Source organism: Streptomyces sp. NPDC088923, assembly GCF_044749745.1.
GTDB lineage: Bacteria > Actinomycetota > Actinomycetes > Streptomycetales > Streptomycetaceae > Streptomyces.
Genome location: NZ_JBIVIO010000001.1, coordinates 1,708,684 through 1,728,950 on the forward strand (window position 1 = coordinate 1,708,684; position 20,267 = coordinate 1,728,950).

The 20,267-nt window shown below is 72.2% G+C and carries 17 protein-coding genes; 13 read left to right on the plus strand and 4 right to left on the minus strand.

What is annotated here, in order from left to right; all coding sequences use genetic code 11:
• The first annotated feature begins 67 nt into the window (after positions 1-67).
• The 5 genes from ACIP4O_RS07750 to ACIP4O_RS07770 all read left to right on the plus strand — a co-directional run bounded on the left by ACIP4O_RS07750 (position 68) and on the right by ACIP4O_RS07770 (position 4,875).
• The gene (locus ACIP4O_RS07750; RefSeq protein ID WP_401572737.1) at positions 68-1,258 is read left to right on the plus strand and encodes a carbohydrate kinase family protein; all 1,191 of its coding nucleotides are present in this window, start codon (positions 68-70) and stop codon (positions 1,256-1,258) included.
• A 318-nt stretch (positions 1,259-1,576) separates the two neighbouring features.
• Positions 1,577-2,653 (plus strand): PhoH family protein, encoded by a 1,077-nt coding sequence (locus tag ACIP4O_RS07755; RefSeq protein ID WP_401572739.1) that lies wholly within the window; start codon positions 1,577-1,579, stop codon positions 2,651-2,653.
• 14 nt (positions 2,654-2,667) lie between these two features.
• A complete protein-coding gene (gene ybeY / locus ACIP4O_RS07760; RefSeq protein ID WP_401572741.1) occupies positions 2,668-3,165 on the plus strand; it encodes an rRNA maturation RNase YbeY in 498 nt (165 codons plus the stop codon).
• Between the two features lie 34 nt (positions 3,166-3,199).
• Entirely contained in the window at positions 3,200-4,522 is a 1,323-nt protein-coding gene (locus ACIP4O_RS07765) for a hemolysin family protein (RefSeq protein WP_401572743.1), read from the plus strand.
• Complete coding sequence (locus tag ACIP4O_RS07770) at positions 4,519-4,875, plus strand: MmcQ/YjbR family DNA-binding protein (protein ID WP_401572745.1); 357 nt, start codon at positions 4,519-4,521, stop codon at positions 4,873-4,875. Before ACIP4O_RS07765 ends, ACIP4O_RS07770 begins: the two co-directional genes overlap by 4 nt.
• A gap of 72 nt (positions 4,876-4,947) precedes the next feature.
• Here ACIP4O_RS07770 and ACIP4O_RS07775 read toward each other — a convergent pair whose 3' ends face one another.
• Entirely contained in the window at positions 4,948-6,450 is a 1,503-nt protein-coding gene (locus ACIP4O_RS07775; protein WP_401572747.1) for an MFS transporter, read from the minus strand.
• Between the two features lie 92 nt (positions 6,451-6,542).
• Here ACIP4O_RS07775 and ACIP4O_RS07780 point away from each other — a divergent pair, with 92 nt between their 5' ends.
• The 3 genes from ACIP4O_RS07780 to era all read left to right on the plus strand — a co-directional run bounded on the left by ACIP4O_RS07780 (position 6,543) and on the right by era (position 9,117).
• The gene (locus tag ACIP4O_RS07780; protein ID WP_401572748.1) at positions 6,543-7,424 is read left to right on the plus strand and encodes a helix-turn-helix transcriptional regulator; all 882 of its coding nucleotides are present in this window, start codon (positions 6,543-6,545) and stop codon (positions 7,422-7,424) included.
• A 74-nt stretch (positions 7,425-7,498) separates the two neighbouring features.
• Complete coding sequence (locus ACIP4O_RS07785) at positions 7,499-7,852, plus strand: cytidine deaminase (protein WP_361322508.1); 354 nt, start codon at positions 7,499-7,501, stop codon at positions 7,850-7,852.
• Between the two features lie 314 nt (positions 7,853-8,166).
• Positions 8,167-9,117: a GTPase Era gene (gene era / locus ACIP4O_RS07790; RefSeq protein WP_007827198.1), complete on the plus strand. Its 951-nt coding sequence runs from the start codon at positions 8,167-8,169 to the stop codon at positions 9,115-9,117.
• 700 nt (positions 9,118-9,817) lie between these two features.
• On the opposite strand, the gene ACIP4O_RS07795 is transcribed toward era, so the two are convergent.
• Positions 9,818-10,693 (minus strand): GNAT family N-acetyltransferase, encoded by an 876-nt coding sequence (locus ACIP4O_RS07795; protein WP_401572751.1) that lies wholly within the window; start codon positions 10,691-10,693, stop codon positions 9,818-9,820.
• 317 nt (positions 10,694-11,010) lie between these two features.
• On the opposite strand from ACIP4O_RS07795, the gene ACIP4O_RS07800 reads away from it, so the two are divergent.
• Positions 11,011-11,967 carry an FG-GAP repeat domain-containing protein gene (locus tag ACIP4O_RS07800; protein WP_401572753.1) on the plus strand — a complete coding sequence of 319 codons (957 nt, stop codon included), beginning with the start codon at positions 11,011-11,013 and terminating at the stop codon, positions 11,965-11,967.
• A gap of 134 nt (positions 11,968-12,101) precedes the next feature.
• Here the strand turns inward: ACIP4O_RS07800 and ACIP4O_RS07805 are convergent, their stop codons facing one another.
• Both ACIP4O_RS07805 and ACIP4O_RS07810 read right to left on the minus strand, forming a co-directional pair.
• Positions 12,102-12,377 carry a protealysin inhibitor emfourin gene (locus ACIP4O_RS07805; RefSeq protein ID WP_164282509.1) on the minus strand — a complete coding sequence of 92 codons (276 nt, stop codon included), beginning with the start codon at positions 12,375-12,377 and terminating at the stop codon, positions 12,102-12,104.
• Positions 12,378-12,437: 60 nt separating this feature from the next.
• Positions 12,438-13,487 (minus strand): M4 family metallopeptidase, encoded by a 1,050-nt coding sequence (locus tag ACIP4O_RS07810; RefSeq protein ID WP_401572755.1) that lies wholly within the window; start codon positions 13,485-13,487, stop codon positions 12,438-12,440.
• 454 nt (positions 13,488-13,941) lie between these two features.
• On the opposite strand from ACIP4O_RS07810, the gene leuA reads away from it, so the two are divergent.
• The 4 genes from leuA (at position 13,942) to ACIP4O_RS07830 (ending at position 20,114) form a co-directional block, all read left to right on the plus strand.
• Positions 13,942-15,639 carry a 2-isopropylmalate synthase gene (leuA, locus tag ACIP4O_RS07815; protein WP_401573881.1) on the plus strand — a complete coding sequence of 566 codons (1,698 nt, stop codon included), beginning with the start codon at positions 13,942-13,944 and terminating at the stop codon, positions 15,637-15,639.
• A 439-nt stretch (positions 15,640-16,078) separates the two neighbouring features.
• Positions 16,079-16,831: a TerB family tellurite resistance protein gene (locus tag ACIP4O_RS07820; RefSeq protein WP_401572757.1), complete on the plus strand. Its 753-nt coding sequence runs from the start codon at positions 16,079-16,081 to the stop codon at positions 16,829-16,831.
• Positions 16,832-17,106: 275 nt separating this feature from the next.
• Complete coding sequence (locus ACIP4O_RS07825) at positions 17,107-18,960, plus strand: FG-GAP-like repeat-containing protein (protein WP_401572759.1); 1,854 nt, start codon at positions 17,107-17,109, stop codon at positions 18,958-18,960.
• 179 nt (positions 18,961-19,139) lie between these two features.
• Positions 19,140-20,114, plus strand: a complete 975-nt coding sequence (locus ACIP4O_RS07830) for an SDR family oxidoreductase (protein ID WP_401572760.1) — start codon at positions 19,140-19,142, stop codon at positions 20,112-20,114.
• The last annotated feature ends 153 nt before the right edge of the window (positions 20,115-20,267 follow it).

Here is a 20,267-nt window from a genome sequence, read left to right on the forward strand (position 1 = left end):
GCCCCTCGCACCCCGCGCCCATCGGGCACACTGGCCGCAATCGCACCGACCAGGGGAGGCACGCACCGTGAGCACCGATCCGTACGGAACCGGCCCCGCCGCCCCCCGCGCCGAACCGTCCCCCGCCCCGCGCGCCGAGCCCCCGGCCGCCCGCGTCGACCCGTCCGCCGCCGCCCGCGTCGACCCGCTCGCCACGGTCCGCGACCCCGCCGGGCCGGTCTTCGACGTCTACCTCACCGGGACCGTCTTCCTCGACATCATCTTCACCGGGCTCGACTCCGCGCCCGTGCGCGGCACCGAGTCCTGGGCGCGCGGCATGGGCTCCAGCCCCGGCGGCGTCGCGAACATGGCGACCGCGCTCGCCCGGCTCGGACTGCGCACCTCGCTCGCCGCGGCCTTCGGCGACGACCACTACGGCGAGTACTGCTGGGACGCCCTCGCGCAGGGCGAGGCCATCGACCTGGCCCCGTCGCGGCGCGTCGCGGGCTGGCACTCGCCCGTGACGGTCTCGATGGCCTACGAGGGCGAGCGGACGATGGTCTCGCACGGGCACGCCGCGCCGATCCCCGAGCCCGCGCCCGAGGACGTGCCGCCCGCGCGCGCCGCCGTGGCCTCGCTCGCGCCCGGGCGGCCCGCGCCGTGGATCGCGCACGCCGCCACGCGCGGCACCCGGGTCTTCGCCGACGTCGGCTGGGACGAGTCGGGGCGCTGGGACCTCGCGGCGCTCGGCGACCTCGGCCACTGCGAGGCGTTCCTGCCGAACGCCGAGGAGGCGATGCGCTACACGCGCACCGAGTGCCCGCGCGCCGCCGCGCACGCGCTCGCCGAACACGTCCCCCTCGCCGTCGTCACGCTCGGCACGGAGGGCGCGTACGCGGTCGACGGGCGCACCGGCGAGAGCGCCGAGGTCCCCGCGATCCGCGTCCCCGCGCTCGACCCGACGGGGGCGGGGGACGTCTTCGTCGCCGGTTTCCTCACCGGCAGCCTCGCGGGCTGGCCGCTCGCCGACCGCCTCGCCTTCGCGGGCCTGACCGCCGCGCTCTCGGTGCAGGAGTTCGGCGGCTCGCTCTCGGCCCCCGGCTGGGCCGAGGTCGCCACGTGGTGGCGCCACGTCCAGGCGTACGACGACCAGGACCCGGCGGCGCTGCGCCGCTACGCCTTCCTGGACGCGCTCCTGCCCGGAGCGACGACGACGGCCCCGTGGCCTCGGCGCAGGGCGGTCCCGACCATCGGGTTCCGGGCGGGGGGACGGGGCTGAGGGGGCGCGGCGAGGGTACGGGGCGGGGCGTGGCGCGGAGAGCGCGGGGCGCGCGTGCGGGGTACGGGTCGGCCCGGCGTCGTCCGGGTCCGCCTCACGTCGTACGGGTCGGCCCGGCGTCGTACGGGACGGGTCCCGCGCGCGGGGGACGGCGGGCGATGCCACCCCGGTCCCCGCCTCCGTCGCTCGGATGGTTTCGCGGTTCCGTGCGAAAAGCCCTGCGATCCGGCCGCTCGCGGGTCGTAGGCTTGGCCCCAAGAGGTTTTCGACCGGCGAGGACCTGACACAGGAGGTATGCGCAGGCCACAGTGCCGGCCCATGACTCAGACACCCACAGCCCACAGCCCCGAGCGTGCCACCGCTCGCATCACCGTCCCGGCGAAGCACCCCATGGTGACGGTCCTCGGCTCGGGCGATTCGCTGCTCCGCGTCATCGAAAGCGCCTTCCCCGGCACGGACATCCACGTCCGGGGCAACGAGATCAGCGCACAGGGACCCGCCGCCGACATCGCCCTGCTCCAGCACCTCTTCGACGAGATCCTCCTCGTGCTGCGCACGGGGCAGCCGATGACCGAGGACGCCATCGAGCGTTCCATCGCGATGCTCCGCGCGAGCGGCACGGGCGAACCAGGAGGCGAGGAGCACCCCGCCGAGGTCCTGACCCAGAACATCCTCTCCTCGCGCGGGCGCACCATCCGTCCCAAGACGCTCAACCAGAAGCGCTACGTCGACGCCATCGACAAGCACACGATCGTCTTCGGCATCGGCCCCGCCGGTACCGGCAAGACGTACCTGGCGATGGCCAAGGCCGTGCAGGCCCTCCAGTCGAAGCAGGTCAGCCGCATCATCCTGACCCGCCCGGCCGTCGAGGCCGGCGAACGCCTCGGCTTCCTGCCCGGCACGCTCTACGAGAAGATCGACCCCTACCTGCGTCCCCTGTACGACGCCCTGCACGACATGCTCGACCCCGACTCCATCCCGCGCCTCATGGCCGCCGGGACGATCGAGGTCGCGCCGCTGGCCTACATGCGCGGCCGTACGCTCAACGACGCCTTCATCATTCTCGACGAGGCGCAGAACACGAACCCCGAGCAGATGAAGATGTTCCTCACCCGCCTCGGCTTCGAATCCAAGATCGTCATCACCGGCGACGTCACCCAGGTCGACCTGCCCGGCGGGACGAAGAGCGGGCTGCGTCAGGTGCAGGAGATCCTGGAGGGCGTGGACGACGTGTCGTTCTCGCGGCTCAGCTCGCAGGACGTCGTCCGGCACAAACTCGTGGGCCGGATCGTCGACGCCTACGAGAAGTACGACCATGCCCACGAGCGCGAACAGGACCAGGGCCGCCGTCACGGCGGTCGCGCGCGGGGCGGCCATGACGGAAACGGGAAGTAGACCGGACCAGCACCATGTCGATCGACGTCAACAACGAGTCCGGCACCGAGGCCGACGAGGAAGCCATCCTCGACATCGCCCGCTACGCCCTCGGCCGTATGCGCATCCACCCGCTCTCCGAGCTCTCCGTGATCCTCGTGGACGGCCCCGCGATGGAACAGCTCCACATGCAGTGGATGGACCTCCCCGGGCCCACCGATGTCATGTCCTTCCCGATGGACGAGCTGCGTCCCCCGGCGAAGGACGACGAGGAGGCCCCGCAAGGGCTGCTCGGCGACATCGTGCTGTGCCCCGAGGTCGCCGAGCGCCAGGGCCGCGAGGCCCCCACGGAGCACTCCACGGACGAGGAGCTCCAGCTCCTCACCGTCCACGGAGTGCTCCACCTGCTCGGCTACGACCACGAGGAGCCCGACGAGAAGGCCGAGATGTTCGGCCTCCAGCAGGCCATCGTGGACGGCTGGCGCGGCGAGCGCGGACTCACCGGGCCCTCGCCGGCCCCGACGGTGTCATGAACCGCCGAAAACCGGCCCTCCCGGGGGGTCCCGCGTGAGCTACCAGCTGATCAGCGGCGCCGTCGCGCTCGTCGTCGTGGCCTGGCTCGCCGCCTGCGCCGAGGCCGGGCTCGCCCGCGTCTCCAGCTTCCGCGCCGAGGAAGCCGTGCGGTCCGGGCGGCGCGGCAGCGCGCGCCTGGCCCAGGTCGCCGCCGACCCCACCCGCTACCTCAACGTGGCCCTGCTCGTCCGGGTCGCCTGCGAGATGGCGGCGGCCGCCCTCGTCACGTACGCCTGCCTGAAGGCGTTCGACGAGACGTGGTCCGCGCTGCTCGTCGCCATCGCCGTCATGGTCCTCGTCAGCTACGTCGCGGTCGGCGTCTCCCCTCGCACGATCGGCCGCCAGCACCCGCTCAACACGGCGACGGCGGCGAGCTACGTCCTCGTACCGCTCGCCAAGGTCATGGGCCCCGTGCCCCCGCTGCTCATCCTCATCGGCAACGCGCTCACGCCGGGCAAGGGCTTCCGGCGCGGCCCCTTCGCCTCCGAGGCCGAACTGCGGGCGCTCGTGGACCTCGCCGAGAAGGAGTCGCTCATCGAGGACGAGGAGCGCCGCATGGTGCACTCGGTCTTCGAGCTGGGCGACACCCTCGTGCGCGAGGTCATGGTGCCCCGTACCGACCTCGTGTCGATCGAGCGGTTCAAGACGATCCGGCAGGCGCTCACGCTCGCGCTGCGCTCCGGCTTCTCGCGCATACCGGTCACGGGCGAGAGCGAGGACGACATCGTCGGGATCGTCTACCTCAAGGACCTCGCCCGCAAGACGCACATCAGCCGGGACGCCGAGTCCGAGCTGGTCTCGACCGCGATGCGCCCGGCGACCTTCGTGCCCGACACGAAGAACGCCGGCGACCTGCTGCGCGAGATGCAGCAGGAGCGCAGCCACGTCGCCGTCGTCATCGACGAGTACGGCGGCACGGCGGGGATCGTCACCATCGAGGACATCCTGGAGGAGATCGTCGGCGAGATCACCGACGAGTACGACCGCGAACTGCCACCCGTCGAGGACCTCGGCGAAGGCCGCCACCGCGTCACCGCGCGCCTCGGCACGGACGACCTCGGTGAGCTGTACGGCATCGAGGAGTACGACGACGAGGACGTCGAGACCGTCGGCGGGCTCCTCGCCAAGGCGCTCGGCCGCGTCCCCATCGCGGAGTCCTCGGCCGTCGTCGCGCTCCCCGACGGGCGTGAGCTGCGCCTGACGGCGGAGTCCTCGGCGGGCCGCCGCAACAAGATCGTCACGGTGCTCGTGGAGCCGGTCGGCGCGAGCGCGGACTCCCGTACGCACGACGCGCTGAGCAAGGAGAACGCGGGATGAGACCGGCGGCGCTGCGCGCCCTGTGCCTGTCCTTCAACGCGGCGGCCGAGGAGTTCCCGTTCAACCCGGAGACCTCGGTCTTCAAGGTCAACGGGAAGATCTTCGCCCTCACGGACCTCGGCGCCGAGCCCCTCACGGTCTCCCTCAAGTGCGAGCCCGAGGAGGCGGTGCGGCTGCGCGAGGCCCACCCGGACGTCGTCGTCCCCGGCTGGCACCTCAACAAGCGGCACTGGAACACGGTGACGGTGGGGAAACTGCCCCCAGCGCGGGTGCGGGAGATGGTGGAGGACTCCTACGACCTGGTGGTGGCGAAGCTGCCGAGGGCGGAGAGGCTGAGACTGGACCGGCCGTGACCCGGCTCCCGGCACGGGTACGGGTACGGGGCGGCGACCGTGAAAGGCGCCGCCCCGTACCCGTACCGCCTCTCAGGGCCGCCGGGCCCGCAGTCCCACCGCGATGAGCGCCGCAGCCGCCAGGACGACGCACGCGTCGATCAGGACCACGAGGCGCACGCCGGAGGCGAGGCCGCCCGCCGTCGTCGTGGCGAGGACGCCGAGGAGCGGGACGCCGATCGTGAGGCCGACCTGCTGCGTGCTCGTGACGAGCCCTGTGGCGAGCCCCTGTTCCGCGTCCGGGACGCCCGAGGTCGCCGTCACCCCGTACGAGACGATCACGCCGAGGTGCCCGGCGCTCGCCACGGCGACCGCGCCCGTCGCGAGCCACACCGAGGCCGTTCCCGAGCCGAGACCGAGCAGGACCAGCGTCAACAGGCCCTGGAGGAGCAGCGAGCCGACGAGGACGCGCCGCGCACCGAAGCGGCTCACCGTCCGGCCCGCGACGAGACCGGCCAGGACCGAGAGCACGCCCTGCACCCCGAAGGCGAGCCCGGTGCGGAAGGCCGACAGGTGCTGGACCTCCTGGAACCACAGCGTGAGGGCGAAGACGATCGTGCTCATCATCGAGAAGGTCACGAGCCCGCCGAGATTGCCGAAGGCCACCGTGGGCCTGCGCAGCATCCGCAGCGAGACGAGCGGGTGCGCGGTACGGGACTCGACACGGACGAAGAGCGCGAGGAGCACGAGACCGAGCGGGAGCGCCACGAGGACGTCGGGGCGGGCGAAGCCCTGCTCGGCGGCGGTGGACAGCGCGTAGATCAGGGCGAGCAGGCCCCCGGTGACGGTGAGCGCGCCCCGGATGTCGAGCCGGGTACGGGCCGGGACACGGGACTCGGTGAGCAGACCCGGGGCGAGCGGCAGGACGACGACGGCGAAGAGCGTGAGCAGGCCCATCGTGGAGCGCCAGCCGAGCAGGTCGGTGAGCGTGCCGCCGCCGACCATGCCGAGCGTGAAGCCGAGCGAGAGGAGCGTGCCGCTGATGCCGAGCGCGCGGTCGCGGCGCGGGCCCTCGGGGAACGTCGTGGTCAGCAGCGCCATCCCGGTCGGCACGATCGCGGCGGCGCCGAGGCCCTGGAGGGCGCGTCCCGCGAGGAAGACGGCCGGGCTCCAGGCGAGCGTCGCGAGGAGCGAGGCCGCGCCGAAGAGCGCGAGACCACCGAGGAAGAGCCGCCGCCTCCCGTAGAGGTCCCCGAGCCGCCCCGAAAGCAGCAGGAAACCGCCGGAGGGGAGGGCGAAGGCGGTGACGGCCCACTGGAGCGCGCTGTCGCCCATCCCGAGATCGCGGCCGAGTACCGGCAGCGCCACGTTCAGGACCGAGAAGTCGAGCGCCACCATGAACTGCGCCGCGCACAGGACGAAGAGGACGAGGGCGTCGCGGGGGGTGAAGCCGGAAGCGGGGGCGACCGGCTCCGGCCGTGCCTGTGGGGTCGCCGCGGCGGGCGCGAACTTCTCGTGCGGAGCGGGTTGTTCGGGATTCTCCGGGAGGGGCGCCGGCCGGGCGGGTGGGGGAGCGAGGGGAAGTTCCGTGGTCATGGCAAAGAGCTTCCGATGACGGGAACAATCGTGGGCAGCCCGTACTTATGCTGGTGCCCGCACCACCAGTCAGGCACCGGAGGGGGACCGGAATGACGGACACGTTCACGCCGCCGGGGACGGCCGCGCAGGCGCCGGACAGCGCCAAGGACGCCCGGCTGCGCGAACTGCGCGCCTTCCTCACCGCGCGCCGCGCCCGCGTGCGCCCCGAGGACGTCGGCCTGCCCGTCGGCGGGCGCCGCCGCACGCCCGGTCTGCGCCGCGAGGAGGTCGCGGTGCTCGCCGGGGTCGGGCCCTCCTGGTACCAGTGGCTCGAACAGGGCCGTGACATCTCCGTCTCGCCGCAGGTGCTCGACGCGGTCGCCGGGGTGCTGCGCCTGTCGAGCGCCGAGCGCCGCCACCTCTACCGTCTCGCCGGGCTCAACCCGCCCGCCCTGGAGGTCGCTCCCGCCGACCTCCACATGAGCGAGGGACTGGAGCGGCTCATCGACCACTGGCTCCCGTACCCGGCGCACATCATGGACACGTACTGGAACCTCGTGATGGCCAACGAGGCTGCCACCGAGGTCCTCGGGATGCACCCCGGGCTCCCGTACAACTGCCTCATCGCCTTCTTCACGGACCCGGCCTACCGCTCCCGCGCCGTCACCTGGGCGCAGGTCGCGCCGGTCGTCGTCGCGCAGTTCCGCGCGCTGTGCGCGGAACGGCCGGGGGACCCGGGCTTCGCGTACGTCATCGAGGAGGCGCGGCGGGCGAGCGCGGAGTTCGACGAGCTGTGGAGCCGCGGGGACGTGTGCCCGAGCGGTCAGATGCGCAAGGAACTGCACCACCCGCGCGGCGGGCGACTCCACATGGAGGCGACGACGCTCCAGATCCCGGCCCGCCCGGACCTGGTGATCGTCCTGCACATGCCGGTGCCGGGGACGGGGACGAAGGCGGCTCTCGAACGGGTGCTCGCGGCGGCGCGGGACTGAGGCGGGTCCCGCCCGGTCGCCCGTGAGGCGGGGGCGGGGGAGGGGACCTCGCTCGGCTCCGTATGCTCGGCGCCATGAGTGAGAGCAGCGCGCTGGACCCCGAGGACGCCAAGATCATCACGCTCGCCCGTTCGGCCCGGGCCCGTAACCAGGTGCCGGAGGGCGCGGCGGTACGGGACGAGACGGGGCGTACGTACGTGGCGGGGGCGGTCGCCCTTCCAAGCCTCGCGCTGAGCGCGCTGCGCACGGCCGTCGCGATGGCGGTCGCGAGCGGCGCGGAGTCGCTGGAGGCCGCGGCGGTGGTGACGGCCGCCGAGTCCCTTCCGGCCGAGGACCTCGCGGCGGTCGCCGACCTCGGCGGCGCGGGCACGCCGGTCTTCCTGGCGGGCCCCGACGCGGTGGTACGGGAGCGGCTCGCGGCGGGCTGAGCGGGGACGGCGGTACGGGGCGCGACGGTACGGACCGCGGCGGTACGGGGCCGGGCGGGCGCGGTGCGCGGGGGTCCCCGGGGGCGGGGTGGTGCGCGGGGGCTCGGGGGCGGGGCCGGGGTGGTGCGTCCGGGGGTGCGGCGGGGTGAGCGGGTGGTGCGTGCGCCGGGGGCCGCCGGGGTGGAGCGGGTGGTGGGCCCGGGGCCGGTGGGTGGATCGGGTGGTGTGCCCGGGGGCTCGCCGGGCGTGGCGGGGCGGCTCCGCCGAGGGGTGCGCGGCGGCCCGGGTCGGCGGCGCTCGGCGGATCGGGGAGAATGGCCCGTATGAGCGAACCCTCCACCGCCCCCGCCGCCCCGCACCGCGCGGGTTTCGCGTGCTTCGTCGGCCGTCCCAACGCGGGGAAGTCGACCCTGACCAACGCACTGGTGGGGCAGAAGGTCGCCATCACCTCGAACCGCCCGCAGACCACGCGGCACACCGTGCGCGGCATCGTGCACCGCCCCGAGGCGCAGCTGATCCTGGTCGACACCCCTGGGCTGCACAAGCCGCGCACGCTTCTCGGGGAGCGGCTCAACGATGTCGTCCGGGCCACGTGGGCCGAGGTCGACGTGATCGGTTTCTGCCTCCCCGCCGACCAGAAGATCGGCCCCGGTGACCGTTTCATCGCCAAGGAACTCGCCGGGATCAAGCGGACCCCGAAGGTCGCGATCGTCACGAAGACGGACCTCGTCGACAGCAAGCGGCTCGCCGAGCAGCTCATGGCGATCGACGCGCTCGGCCGTGAGCTGGGCTTCGAGTGGGCCGAGATCGTGCCCGTCTCCGCCGTCGAGGGCAAGCAGGTCTCGCTCCTCGCCGACCTCCTCGTCCCGCTCCTCCCCGAGAGCCCGCAGCTCTACCCGGAGGGCGACCTCACCGACGAGCCCGAGCAGGTCATGGTCGCCGAGCTGATCCGCGAGGCGGCGCTCGAAGGGGTACGGGACGAGCTTCCGCACTCGATCGCGGTCGTCGTCGAGGAGATGAATCCGCGCGAGGGCCGCCCGGCCGACAAGCCACTGCTCGACATCCACGCGAACCTCTTCATCGAGCGCTCCAGCCAGAAGGGCATCGTCATCGGCCCGAAGGGCCAGCGCCTCAAGGACGTGGGCACGAAGTCGCGCCGCCAGATCGAGGCGCTGCTCGGCACGCCGGTCTTCCTGGACCTGCACGTGAAGATCGCCAAGGACTGGCAGCGCGACCCGAAGCAGCTGCGGCGGCTGGGGTTTTAGGGGGTTGGGGGGCGGGGGTTCGGTGTGCTGGGGGCTGGGGGCTGGGGGCTGGGGGCTGGGGGCTGGGGGCTGGGGGCTGAGGGCTGAGGGTCCGGTGTTCTGAGGGCTGAGGGGCCGGGGTTCTAGGGGGCTCGGCGGGGTGAGGCGTTGTGGCTCGCCGGGGGTGGGGGGGCGGGGTGGTGTCGGCCTGCTTCGGCGGGCGTGGGCACAGACCCCACCCTCCCAAAGGGGAGGTGGGCCACCCGCTGTGATCAATTCTTCCGGATGCCGCAAGCCGGTCCCGACCATCTCGGCGAATCTGTGGATAACTTCGCCGCACCCAGAAAAACACTCACTCGAAGGAGTGGGTGATTGTGCGCGAAGCTCTGCGGGTGGGTGTGCGCTCACTCACTCGCGCGCAGGGCTCTGAGCTGCCTGCTGGCACTTAGGGCTCCGAGTGCCCCGCCATGGGCCCACCGCCCCCGAGGTGCGCCGCCCCCACGGCGCACCACCCGCACGGCCCACCGCCCCCGAGGCGCACCGCCCCCGAGGTGCGCCGCTCCCGAGGTGCGCCGCTCCCGAGGTGCGCCGCCCCCACGGCGCACCGCCCGCATGGCCCACCGCCCCGCCCCAAAAGGCCCACCGCCCCAAAAGGCCCCCTAAGCCCCACCGCCCCGAAAGCCCCACCGCCGCCCGTCACGCCCGCCGTAACCCCGCCCCGTCACGCCCCCCGTCCCACTCCCGCCTCCACCGCCTCCAGCAGTGTCGCCAGCCGCCGGAACCCCACCCCTTCGTAGATCCGGGCCACCTCCTCGTCCGCCGCCGTGAGGAACATCGTGCGCAGGCGGCGGGAGCGGGCCTCCGCGATCAGGGTGCGGAGCACGGCCGAGGCGTGGCCTCTGCGGCGTGCCTCGGGCAGGGTGGCGACGGCGATGATCTCGGCGAGGTCGTCCAGGGTGTTGAACTGGCCCGTGGCCACGGGGCCTTCCCAGGTCTCGGCGATCGCGAGGGCGCGGGTGCCCGCGTGGATGCGGCGGGCCGCCTCGGCGGCCTCGCGGCGCAACTCGCCCGAGGCGAGGAGTTCGGCGACGGAGGCGCGACCCTCCGGGCCCCGGTCCGTGCCCGGGTACGTGAAGCCGACGTGCGCGACGGCGATCGCGTACTCGACGCGCCAGTCGTTCGACGCGAGGAGCTCGGCGGCGGGCGGCGGACCCGGAGCGGGCGACGCCTCCCGGGCACCCTCCCCGCAGGGATCGATGAGCAGCACCGGGTGCTCCCGTACGACCAGGCCCGCCTCCTCACAGGCGCCCCGCAGCGCCGGCGCCGTCTCCGCCAGCCACTCCAGGCCGCGCGGCGCCTGTCGTTCCCGCTGGGTGCGCAGCAGGTCCCGTACCTCCGCCGCCGTGAAGGTCCGCCCGCGCTCCGCCGGGTGCGGGCGCGCGGGGAAGGGGCCCTGCCAGGGTTGCAGGTGCAGGACGAACGGCCCGTACCGCTCCCGGACGCGGCTGAACTCGCGCGCGACCGTCTCATGGAACCACTCGACGCGGGCGAGAACGGGATCGGTGGCGTGGGTACGGCGGACAGGAGCGGCGGCCATACGCCGCATTCTTGCCCCTCGCGGGCGGCTTCCGGCACCCGGCCCGTTCCGCGGTCCGATGTACGACTCACGAAACCTGAAAAAGTTGTCAACTGATCGGTACCAAACGGGTATTCAGATCGTGCCGAGTTAATCCGCGGTGAACGGAAACGTGTTGACTCCCGAATATTTCGTGTCAGTATCTCCAGGGGCTTGTGAGGTTTCTGTGACCTTCCCGAGAGCTCGTGACGTACGGGGTGACTGAACTTTCCGGCATTCCGGAGGCACGGAATCTCCTCGCGGCCCCACCGAGGTCATTCATCACAGAGGAGTCCTACGTGGCCAAATCCTCCCTCGACAGGGGAAAGAAGAAGCTCGGTCGCTTCGCGGTCGCCGCGATAGCCGCCGCCCTCGTCACCGCGACGGCCGGGACGGCGGTGGCCGACCAGGCCCCGGCGCCCGCCGCGCGGAAGGCGGCCGGCGCGGTGGCCGGCGCCACCCAGAAGGCCACGCCCCAGGGAGCGCGGAAGGCGTCCCCGAAGGCCCGCGCCCTCTCGACGCAGACGATCGGTGCCGCGCCGCTGCTCGGCATGGTCGGCATCGACAAGAAGAACGAGGCCTGGTACTACGGGCTCGACGGCAACGGCGGGCTCGACACCCGCGAGTCGCTGGGAGACTTCACGGGTGTGAAGACCGGTGTCGCGGTCGACGACGACGGCGACGACCTCGTCGACGGCTCGTGGATCTGGGACACCGACGGCTACATGTGGAGTTCCTACCAGGACGGCTACGTGGGCCACGGCTGGAACATCTACGACACCCTCTTCTCGCCGGGCAACCTCGGCGGAGCCATCGGCTCCGACGTGCTCGGCCGGGACAAGTCCGGTGTGCTGTGGGTGTACCTGGGCTTCGGCGACGGCAGGGTGACCGGCCGGTACCGCGTCGGCGGCGGCTGGGGCGTCTACACCCAGATCGCCGGGCACGGCGACCTCACCGGTGACGGCAAGGCCGACATCGTCGCCCGTGACAAGGACGGCGTGCTGTGGCTCTACAAGGGCACCGGCAACTACAAGGCGCCCTTCGCCGCCCGCACCAAGATCGGCAAGGGCTGGAACACGTACAACGCGCTCGTCGGCGCCGGTGACGTGGACCTCGACGGCACGGCCGACCTGATCGCCCGTGACACCAAGGGTGATCTGTACCTGTACACGGGCACCGGCAACGCCTCCGCGCCCTACGCGACCAAGGTCAAGATCGGTCACGGGTACCACATCTACAAGACGATGTTCTCCTGAACCGTCTGACGCCCGCCGCTTGAGCGACGGGTGACCACCTCGGCCGAGGTGGAGCGGGAGTACGGCACCTGCCGTGCTCCCGCTCTCGCGTCCGCGGGACGGGCGGCCCGCTCACACCGTCGCCCGCACCGCTCCTACGCCCCTTCCTTGAGCACCCTCCGGAACAGCTCCCGTTGCGCCTCGCCCAGCCGCGGATCGGCCGCGTGCACCGTACGGCCGTCGACGGTGAGTGTGTAGCGGAAGCCGTCGGGGACGCCGCTCGGCGGTTCGGCGGCACCTTCGCGCAGGGCCTGTTCGGCGAGTGAGTGCCATTGGGGCGCGTCCGCCGCGCCCTGCGCGCTGTCGGTGTCGATCACCCCCGTACGCCGTCCGCCCGCGAAGCCGCCCGTCCGTGTCACCTCGATACGCATACCCATGCGCCTACCCCGTCCGCCCTGCCGAGCACCGTGCGCTGCGCGTGAAACCCCCGCTCACGACAGGGACACCCCCACCTCCGACCACGCCTTCGTGACCGCCTCCTTCTCGTCCGCGCCGTCCGCCGCCGTGCTCGTGAGCGCCGCGAACTCGGCGAAGTCCGCCGTCGACGACAGCTCGCCGCCCGTGAGCACGTCGAACCAGATGCGCCCGGCACGCTCCCACGCGTAGCCGCCGAGGGAGGTGGCGAGGAGGTAGAAGGCGCGGTTGGGGATGCCCGAGTTGATGTGGACGCCGCCGTTGTCCTCCTCGGTGTCCACGTAGTCGTCCATCGAGGCGGGCTGCGGGTCCTTGCCGAGCACGTCGTCGTCGTACGCGGTGCCCGGTGCCTTCATCGAGCGCAGCGCGCTGCCCTCGACATCCGGGGCGAGGAGTTCGTCGCCGATGAGCCAGTCCGCGTCCTCGGCGCGCTGCTGCTTCGCGTACTGCTTGACGAGGGAGCCGAAGACGTCCGAGATCGACTCGTTGAGCGCGCCCGCCTGGTCCTGGTACGCCAGGTTCGCCGTGTGCTGCGTGACGCCGTGGGTCAGTTCGTGGCCGATGACGTCGACCGGGAGCGTGAAGTCGAGGAAGATCTCGCCGTCCCCGTCGCCGAAGACCATCTGGTCGCCGTCCCAGAAGGCGTTGTTGTACTCGCGGTCGTAGTGGACGCTCGCGTGGAGCGGCAGACCGCGCCCGTCGATGGAGTCGCGGCCGAAGACCTTGCGGTAGAGGTCGAAGGTCGCCCCGAGCCCCGCGTACGCGCGGTTCACGCTCGCGTCGCGCGTCGGCTCCTGGCCCTCGGCGCGGACCTTGTGTCCGGGCAGACGGATGCCGTGCCGGGCGTCGTAGATGGTGCGGTCGGGGGTCTCGGAGCCGGTCGGGTCGCCGGCCGGGGCGGCGAGCGTGAGCGCGAGCGCCGTCTGCCGCCGCTGGTGGCGGCGGCCCGCGTCCTCGTCGAGGGTGCGTCGCGCGGTGGCGTGGCCCGCCCGCGCGAGGTGGTCGAGCAGGTGCGGCGGGACGATGGTGCAGAAGGTGTGGTGCGGAAGGTGCAGGTGTGTGTTCATACACACACGGTTACCCCATACATGCGCACTGTCACGAACTGTGGGGGACTTTCGTACGTACGAGGGACATATCACGTGCGGAGGTTTAGATCGTCGCCGACCCGACAGCTGATAATGGGACCGACGGAGCCGGACGATGGAGTCATGCCTCGTCCCGCATGGTGATACGGGGTCTCGTGCCTCGCGGGACTCGGCTAAGGTGCGGAGCATCATGCGTTTCGGGCTGCTTCTTCTTAGCTGCCGCGGCGAGGGTCTGTAGTCGTAGGCCGACCCCCTCCCCGCGGAGTGAGGTGTTGCGGTTTTTCCGCCCCGTCGGCCACCTCAGCCTCAGCGGACTTCAGAGGAGCCCACGCACATGACCACCAGCGAGCCCACCGCCACCGTTCCCGCGCAGCAGGACGGCTCCGGACAAAAGCCCCTCGGCAACACCGCCCACCTCCAGGCTCCCTCCGGGATGCCCTTCCACCGCTACGGCCGCTACGAGCAGGTGGAGATCCCCGACCGCACGTGGCCCGGCAAGCGGATCACCAAGGCGCCCCGCTGGCTCTCCACCGACCTGCGCGACGGCAACCAGGCCCTGATCGACCCCATGTCGCCCGCCCGCAAGCGCGAGATGTTCGACCTGCTCGTACGCATGGGCTACAAGGAGATCGAGGTCGGCTTCCCCTCCTCCGGGCAGACGGACTTCGACTTCGTGCGCTCCATCATCGAGGACCCCGAGGCGATCCCCGAGGACGTCACGATCTCGGTGCTGACGCAGGCCCGCGAGGAGCTGATCGAGCGGACCGTCGAGTCCCTCGTCGGCGCCCGCCGCGCCAACGTCCACCTGTACAACGCGACCGCGCCCGTCTTCCGCGAGGTCGTCTTCCGGGGCAGCAAGGACGACATCAAGAAGATCGCCGTCGACGGCACCCGCCACGTCATCGAGTACGCGGAGAAGCTGCTCGGCCCCGAGACCGTCTTCGGCTACCAGTACTCGCCGGAGATCTTCACCGACACCGAGCTGGACTTCGCGCTGGAGGTCTGCGAGGCGGTCATGGAGGTGTGGCAGCCCGGCCCGGGCCGCGAGATCATCCTCAACCTGCCCGCCACCGTGGAGCGTTCGGCCCCCTCCACCTACGCCGACCGCTTCGAGTGGATGTCCCGGCACCTGTCCCACCGCGAGCACGTCTCGCTCTCCGCGCACCCCCACAACGACCGCGGCACCGCCGTCGCCGCCGCCGAACTCGCCGTCATGGCGGGCGCGGACCGTATCGAGGGCTGCCTGTTCGGCCAGGGCGAGCGCACCGGCAACGTGGACCTGGTGACGCTGGGCATGAACCTCTTCTCGCAGGGCGTCGACCCGCAGATCGACTTCTCGGACATCGACGAGATCCGCCGCACCGCCGAGTACTGCAACCAGATGGAGGTCCACCCGCGCCACCCCTACGCGGGCGACCTCGTCTACACCGCCTTCTCCGGCTCCCACCAGGACGCCATCAAGAAGGGCTTCGAGGCGCTGGAGAACCGGGCTCGCGCCGAGGGCAAGGAGGTCGGCGACGTCGAGTGGGCCGTCCCGTACCTGCCCATCGACCCGAAGGACGTGGGCCGCTCCTACGAGGCCGTCATCCGCGTCAACTCGCAGTCCGGCAAGGGCGGGATCGCGTACGTCCTCAAGAACGACCACAAGCTGGACCTGCCGCGCCGCATGCAGATCGAGTTCTCGCGCATCATCCAGGCGCGCACGGACGCCGCGGGCGGCGAGGTCACCCCGGACGAGATCTGGAACGTCTTCCAGGACGAGTACCTGCCGAACTCCGCCAACCCGTGGGGCCGGGTGCAGGTACGCGCCGGGCAGACCACCGCGCAGACCGAGAACGGTCTCGACAAGCTCACCGTGCAGGCCGTCGTGGACGGCGTCGACACCGAACTGACCGGCAGCGGCAACGGCCCGATCTCCGCGTTCTTCGACGCGCTCCAGGCCGTCGGCATCGACGCCCGCCTGCTCGACTACCAGGAGCACACGCTGAGCGAGGGCGCGAGCGCCCAGGCCGCCTCGTACATCGAGTGCGCGGTCGGCGACCGCGTCCTGTGGGGCATCGGCATCGACGCCAACACGACGCGCGCCTCGCTCAAGGCGGTCGTCTCCGCGGTCAACCGCGCGGGCCGCTGAGGCACTTGCCCGTACGGGGGTGACCGAGGCGGTACGGGGACGATCTCCCCGTACTCCCCGCACCCCCGCGCCGGGCGCGCCGTTCGGGCCGCCGACCGCTCCCGTACGACACGCCCGGCACCCGGCCGCCCACCCCCTCGGCCGTCAACCGTCCTCCCCCACGCCTCACCCCCCGCGCGGGAGTTCGCGCTGTCATGACCACGCAGGCCCCGCGGGGTTCACCCCCTGTCGGGGCCTGCGGTCACTCTCGGCCAGGTATCGACCGAGTAACGCCGGGGTACTGACGTCATCACGGCGATGTGGCTAACATCACGCCAAGGCGTCGGACACCCGGCGCCACCGTGCGGGGCATCCCAGTCCCCGTACGCACAGCGGGTTCGCCCGTGGGCAGGACGAGCGCGGTGCGAGGACGCACGCGCGCCGAATAGGGAGGTGCGCCGTGGCACGAGCCGGAGGCAGGGGCGAGGACCGTCACCAGCGGGCGGGGACCGGACCACACCGCACCCCGCCCGCCCGCTACGGCCCGCTGCGGCTGCGGACGCGCTGGAACGTCGAGAGCGACGGCGAGTTCTTCTGCCCCGACTGCGGCGGCGACCGAGCCTACGTGCGCAAGACCGGGAGCAGGTACGTCGCGTTCCTCGGCGTCCCGCTCCTCCCGCGCGGCACCACGGGACCCGTCGTCGAGTGCGGCTCCTGCACCGCCGAGTACGGCGTCGAAGCCCTCGAACACCCGACGACGGCCCGCTTCGGGGCGCTCCTGCGCGACGCCGTGCACACCGTCGTCGTCGCGGTGCTCGCGGCGAGCGGCACCGCCTCGCGCTCCACGATGGACGCCGCCGTCGCCACCGTCCGCGCGGCCGGCTGGACCGACTGCGAGGACGATCAGCTGTACGCCCTCATGCGCGCCCTCGCCGAGGACCCCGGCTCCCCGGTCTGCCCCGACGACCCCGCCGAGGCCGAGACCGCCGCGCTCACGCTGGCCATAGAGCTGCACGAGTCCCTCGACCCGCTCGCCCCCCACCTCGCGGCACTCGGCCGTGCCTCGATCCTCCTCCAGGGCGCCCGCGTCGCCCTCGCGGACGGCCCCTACACCTCCGCCGAGCGCGAGGCGCTGAACGTCGTGGGCGGGGCGCTGCTCCTGGAGACGGAGGAGATCGGGCGGCTCCTGGAGGAGGCGAAGACGCCGTCCTGAGGGGTCCCGGGTGCGGGAAGCGTGACATTGCCGGGAATCCCAGGACCTGCGGAGACTGTGTCAGTTTCCGTACGGGCGCGTGGTTTTGGCGCTGGGATGTGGACGCGAGGTGAGCTCCGCGGGCCTTGTGTGTGCTCTTTGTGTGCACGAACATGACGGGTGTGACGGCTGGGTCGGGGGCCACGCCGGTGGCGTCCGAGCGCCGTGAGGCCCCACCCGGCGTCCGCCGATGGTTCCTCGACCCTGGGACAGCTCACGTGCGCATCACCAGACCCATGGCACTCACGGGTGCCGCTCTCGCCGGCACCCTCGTCGCGGCCTCGCTCGCGGGGGTCCAGGCCGCCGCCACCACGGGGAGCCCCGCCGCGAAGGACTCGCTCCCCTACACCGCTCGACTCGTCCTGGGCGACACCCAACGGGCCTGCTCCGCGGTCCTGGTGGCCCCGCAGTGGCTCGCGACCTCGGCCCAGTGCTTCGCGGACGACCTGGCGGGGAGTCCCGGACACGTGACGGCGGGGAAGCCGAAGTGGAAGACCACGGCGACCATCGGGCGCACCGATCTCTCCACCACCTCCGGACAGGTCCGCGAGGTCGTCGAGCTGGTCCCCAGGAGCGACCGCGACCTCGTCATGGCCCGCCTGGACACCCCGACGACGGGCATCGCGCCCGCCCCGCTGGCGCTCACCCCGCCCGCGCCGGGGGAGAAGCTGACCACGGCGGGCTTCGGCCGTACGCGGGAGGAGTGGGCGCCGCTCGCGCTCCACACCGCCTCCGGCGTCACGGAGTCCGTGGACGGCCCTGACCTGACTACCGAGGGCGCGAGCGCGTCGGAGGCGGTCTGCGCCGGTGACGCGGGCGGCCCCGTGCTGCGCGAGGTGGCCGGGACTTTGCGGCTGGTCGCCGTCAACAGCCGTTCCTGGCAAGGTGGTTGCTACGGGTCCGAGCCTACGGAGACCCGTACGGGCGCGGTGTCGACGCGCCTGGACGACATCACCGCCTGGGTCCAGCAGGTCGCGTCCCTGCCCCAGCAGGGGCTGCCGGTCGGGGGCGACTTCGACGGCGACGGCAAGGACGACGCCGCCGTGCTGTACGACTACGGTCTCGACGGCGTCAGCGGCAAGCGCCGCGTCGCGCTGTGGCTCCACGACAGCGACGGCGAACGCCTCTCGGCTCCGCGGGTCGTCTGGCAGAGCGAGGCGTCCAGTTGGACCTGGAGCCACGTCAAGCTCGTCTCCGGCGATTTCGACGGTGACGGCAAGGACGACATCGGCGTCTTCTACGACAACGGCAGGAACGCCGACGGCACGTACAAGAGCGCGCTGTGGACCCTCACCAGCACGGGCGAGGGCTTCGCGGAGCCGCAGCGGCTGTGGCAGAGCACGGGAAGCTGGAACTGGGCGGCGAGCCAGCCGGTCGCGGGCGACTTCGACGGCGACGGCAAGGCCGACGTCGGGGTGCTCTACGACTACGGGAAGAACGCGACGACCGGCCTTCAGGAGACGGGGCTTTGGGACTTCCGGAGCACCGGTTCCGGCTTCGCGGCCCCGAAGAAGGTGTGGACGAGCGCCACGAGTTGGACGTGGAGCCACATCAAGTCCACGGCGGGCGACTTCGACGGTGACGGCAAGGACGACGTGGGCGTCCTCTACGACAACGGCAAGGGCGCCGACGGGGCGCCCCGGAGCGCCTGGTGGACCTTCTCGGGCACGAGCACCGGAGTGGCCGCCCCGCAGCGGGTGTGGCAGAGCACGGGAAGCTGGGACTGGGCGGCGAGCCAGCCGGTGGCGGGCGACTTCGACGGCGACGGCAAGGCCGATGCCGGGGTGCTCTACGACAACGGGAAGAACGCGACGACCGGTCTCCAGGAGACGGTGTTGTGGACCTTCGCGAGCAGCGGTTCCGGCCTCGCGGCCCCGAAGAAGGTGTGGACGAGCGCCACGAGCTGGACGTGGAGCCGGGCCGTACCCTTCGGCGCCGACTTCGACGGCGACGGCAAGGCCGACGTCGGCGTCCTCTACGACAACGGGCTCGGCACGGACGGGCGCCGGACCTACGGCCTGTGGCGCTTCACCAGTACGGGCGCGGGCGTGAGCGCGCCGGTCCGTGACTGGTTCAGCTCGCTGTCCTGACCGGCCGCGGTCCCCGGAGCGCCGGGGAGGCCTCACCGGAGCGCCGGGAGCGGAGCGGTCCCCCGTGGCCCTCCCGGCGGCTACCGGTGACCCTCCCGGCCGCTCGGCACGGCCACCGGTGCGGGACACGGGCCGGTTCCCGGAAAAGGTGACAGGTTCTGGCGTGATGGGCGTCCACGATGGACGGCATGGACCACACCACGCGGGAACAGCAGCAGTCGGCGGCGACGGGGGAGCGGCCCCTCGCCGGCAGGATCGCTCTTGTCGCCGGGGCGACGCGCGGGCTCGGCAGGGCGATCGCGCTCGCGCTCGGTGAGGCGGGGGCGACCGTCTACGTGACGGGCCGCACGACCCGTACGCACACGAGCGAGGTCGGGCGACCGCAGGAGACGATCGAGGAGACCGGCGAACTCGTCACCGCCGCCGGGGGAACCGGGATCGCCGTACCGACCGACCATCTCGACGAGGAGCAGGCTCGCGCGCTCTTCGCGCGGATCGAGGCGGACCACGGGCGGCTCGACATCCTCGTCAACGACCTGTGGGGCGGCGAACACCTCGTCGTGAAGCATGTGTTCGGCAAGAAGAGCTGGGAGACGCCGCTCGCGGACGGGCTGCGCATGCTCGATCTCGGCGTCCGCTCGCACGTCATCACGGCGGGCCTCGCGCTCCCGCTCCTGATCCGCTCGGACGGCCCCGTGCACATCGAGGTCACCGATGGCACGACGGAGGTCAACGAGCGGTTCCGCGACAACCTGTACTTCGACATCGCCAAGACCACCCCGCACCGCATCGCCTTCGCCCTCTCCGAGGAGCTGGCCCCCTTCAACGGCACGGCGATCAGCACGAGTCCGGGCTTCCTGCGCTCGGAGCAGATGCTCTCCTTCTTCGGCGTCACGGAGGAGAACTGGCGCGAGGCCACCGCCCAGGAACCGCACTTCGCGATCGCCGAGACCCCCCACTACCTCGCCCGCGGCCTCGCCGCCCTGGCGGCCGACCCGAACCGCCCCCGCTGGTCGGGAAAGTCGGTGTCGAGCGCCGAACTCGCGAGCGCCTACGACCTGACGGACGTGGACGGCAGCCGCCCGGACTGCTTCGCGTACTTCAGGGACGTGGTGTTCGGGGGGAAGAAGGGGGTGGCGGAGGATTATCGGTGAGGAGGGAAGGGGACGGCGGGCGAGGCCGTGAGATTCCCCCGGGGGCCGCGGGAGCTGAATCTTTACCCCTTGATCACCGTATGATCACATCACGTTCGGCCATGGACGGCGTGCGACGCGACGTGCGCGCGGCCCTGGCCCACCGATGACTGC

What these genes read in the sequence shown, in the direction of transcription:
- ACIP4O_RS07830 (WP_401572760.1), top strand. Translation starts at nt 19,140, where the DNA reads ATGGACGGCATGGACCACACCACGCGGGAACAGCAGCAGTCGGCGGCG.
- ACIP4O_RS07805 (WP_164282509.1), bottom strand. Translation starts at nt 12,377, where the DNA reads ATGCGTATCGAGGTGACACGGACGGGCGGCTTCGCGGGCGGACGGCGT.
- ybeY (WP_401572741.1), top strand. Translation starts at nt 2,668, where the DNA reads ATGTCGATCGACGTCAACAACGAGTCCGGCACCGAGGCCGACGAGGAA.
- ACIP4O_RS07810 (WP_401572755.1), bottom strand. Translation starts at nt 13,487, where the DNA reads ATGAACACACACCTGCACCTTCCGCACCACACCTTCTGCACCATCGTC.
- ACIP4O_RS07755 (WP_401572739.1), top strand. Translation starts at nt 1,577, where the DNA reads ATGACTCAGACACCCACAGCCCACAGCCCCGAGCGTGCCACCGCTCGC.
- ACIP4O_RS07795 (WP_401572751.1), bottom strand. Translation starts at nt 10,693, where the DNA reads ATGGCCGCCGCTCCTGTCCGCCGTACCCACGCCACCGATCCCGTTCTC.
- ACIP4O_RS07825 (WP_401572759.1), top strand. Translation starts at nt 17,107, where the DNA reads ATGGCACTCACGGGTGCCGCTCTCGCCGGCACCCTCGTCGCGGCCTCG.
- ACIP4O_RS07775 (WP_401572747.1), bottom strand. Translation starts at nt 6,450, where the DNA reads ATGACCACGGAACTTCCCCTCGCTCCCCCACCCGCCCGGCCGGCGCCC.
- leuA (WP_401573881.1), top strand. Translation starts at nt 13,942, where the DNA reads ATGCCCTTCCACCGCTACGGCCGCTACGAGCAGGTGGAGATCCCCGAC.
- ACIP4O_RS07770 (WP_401572745.1), top strand. Translation starts at nt 4,519, where the DNA reads ATGAGACCGGCGGCGCTGCGCGCCCTGTGCCTGTCCTTCAACGCGGCG.
- era (WP_007827198.1), top strand. Translation starts at nt 8,167, where the DNA reads ATGGCCCGTATGAGCGAACCCTCCACCGCCCCCGCCGCCCCGCACCGC.
- ACIP4O_RS07780 (WP_401572748.1), top strand. Translation starts at nt 6,543, where the DNA reads ATGACGGACACGTTCACGCCGCCGGGGACGGCCGCGCAGGCGCCGGAC.
- ACIP4O_RS07785 (WP_361322508.1), top strand. Translation starts at nt 7,499, where the DNA reads ATGAGTGAGAGCAGCGCGCTGGACCCCGAGGACGCCAAGATCATCACG.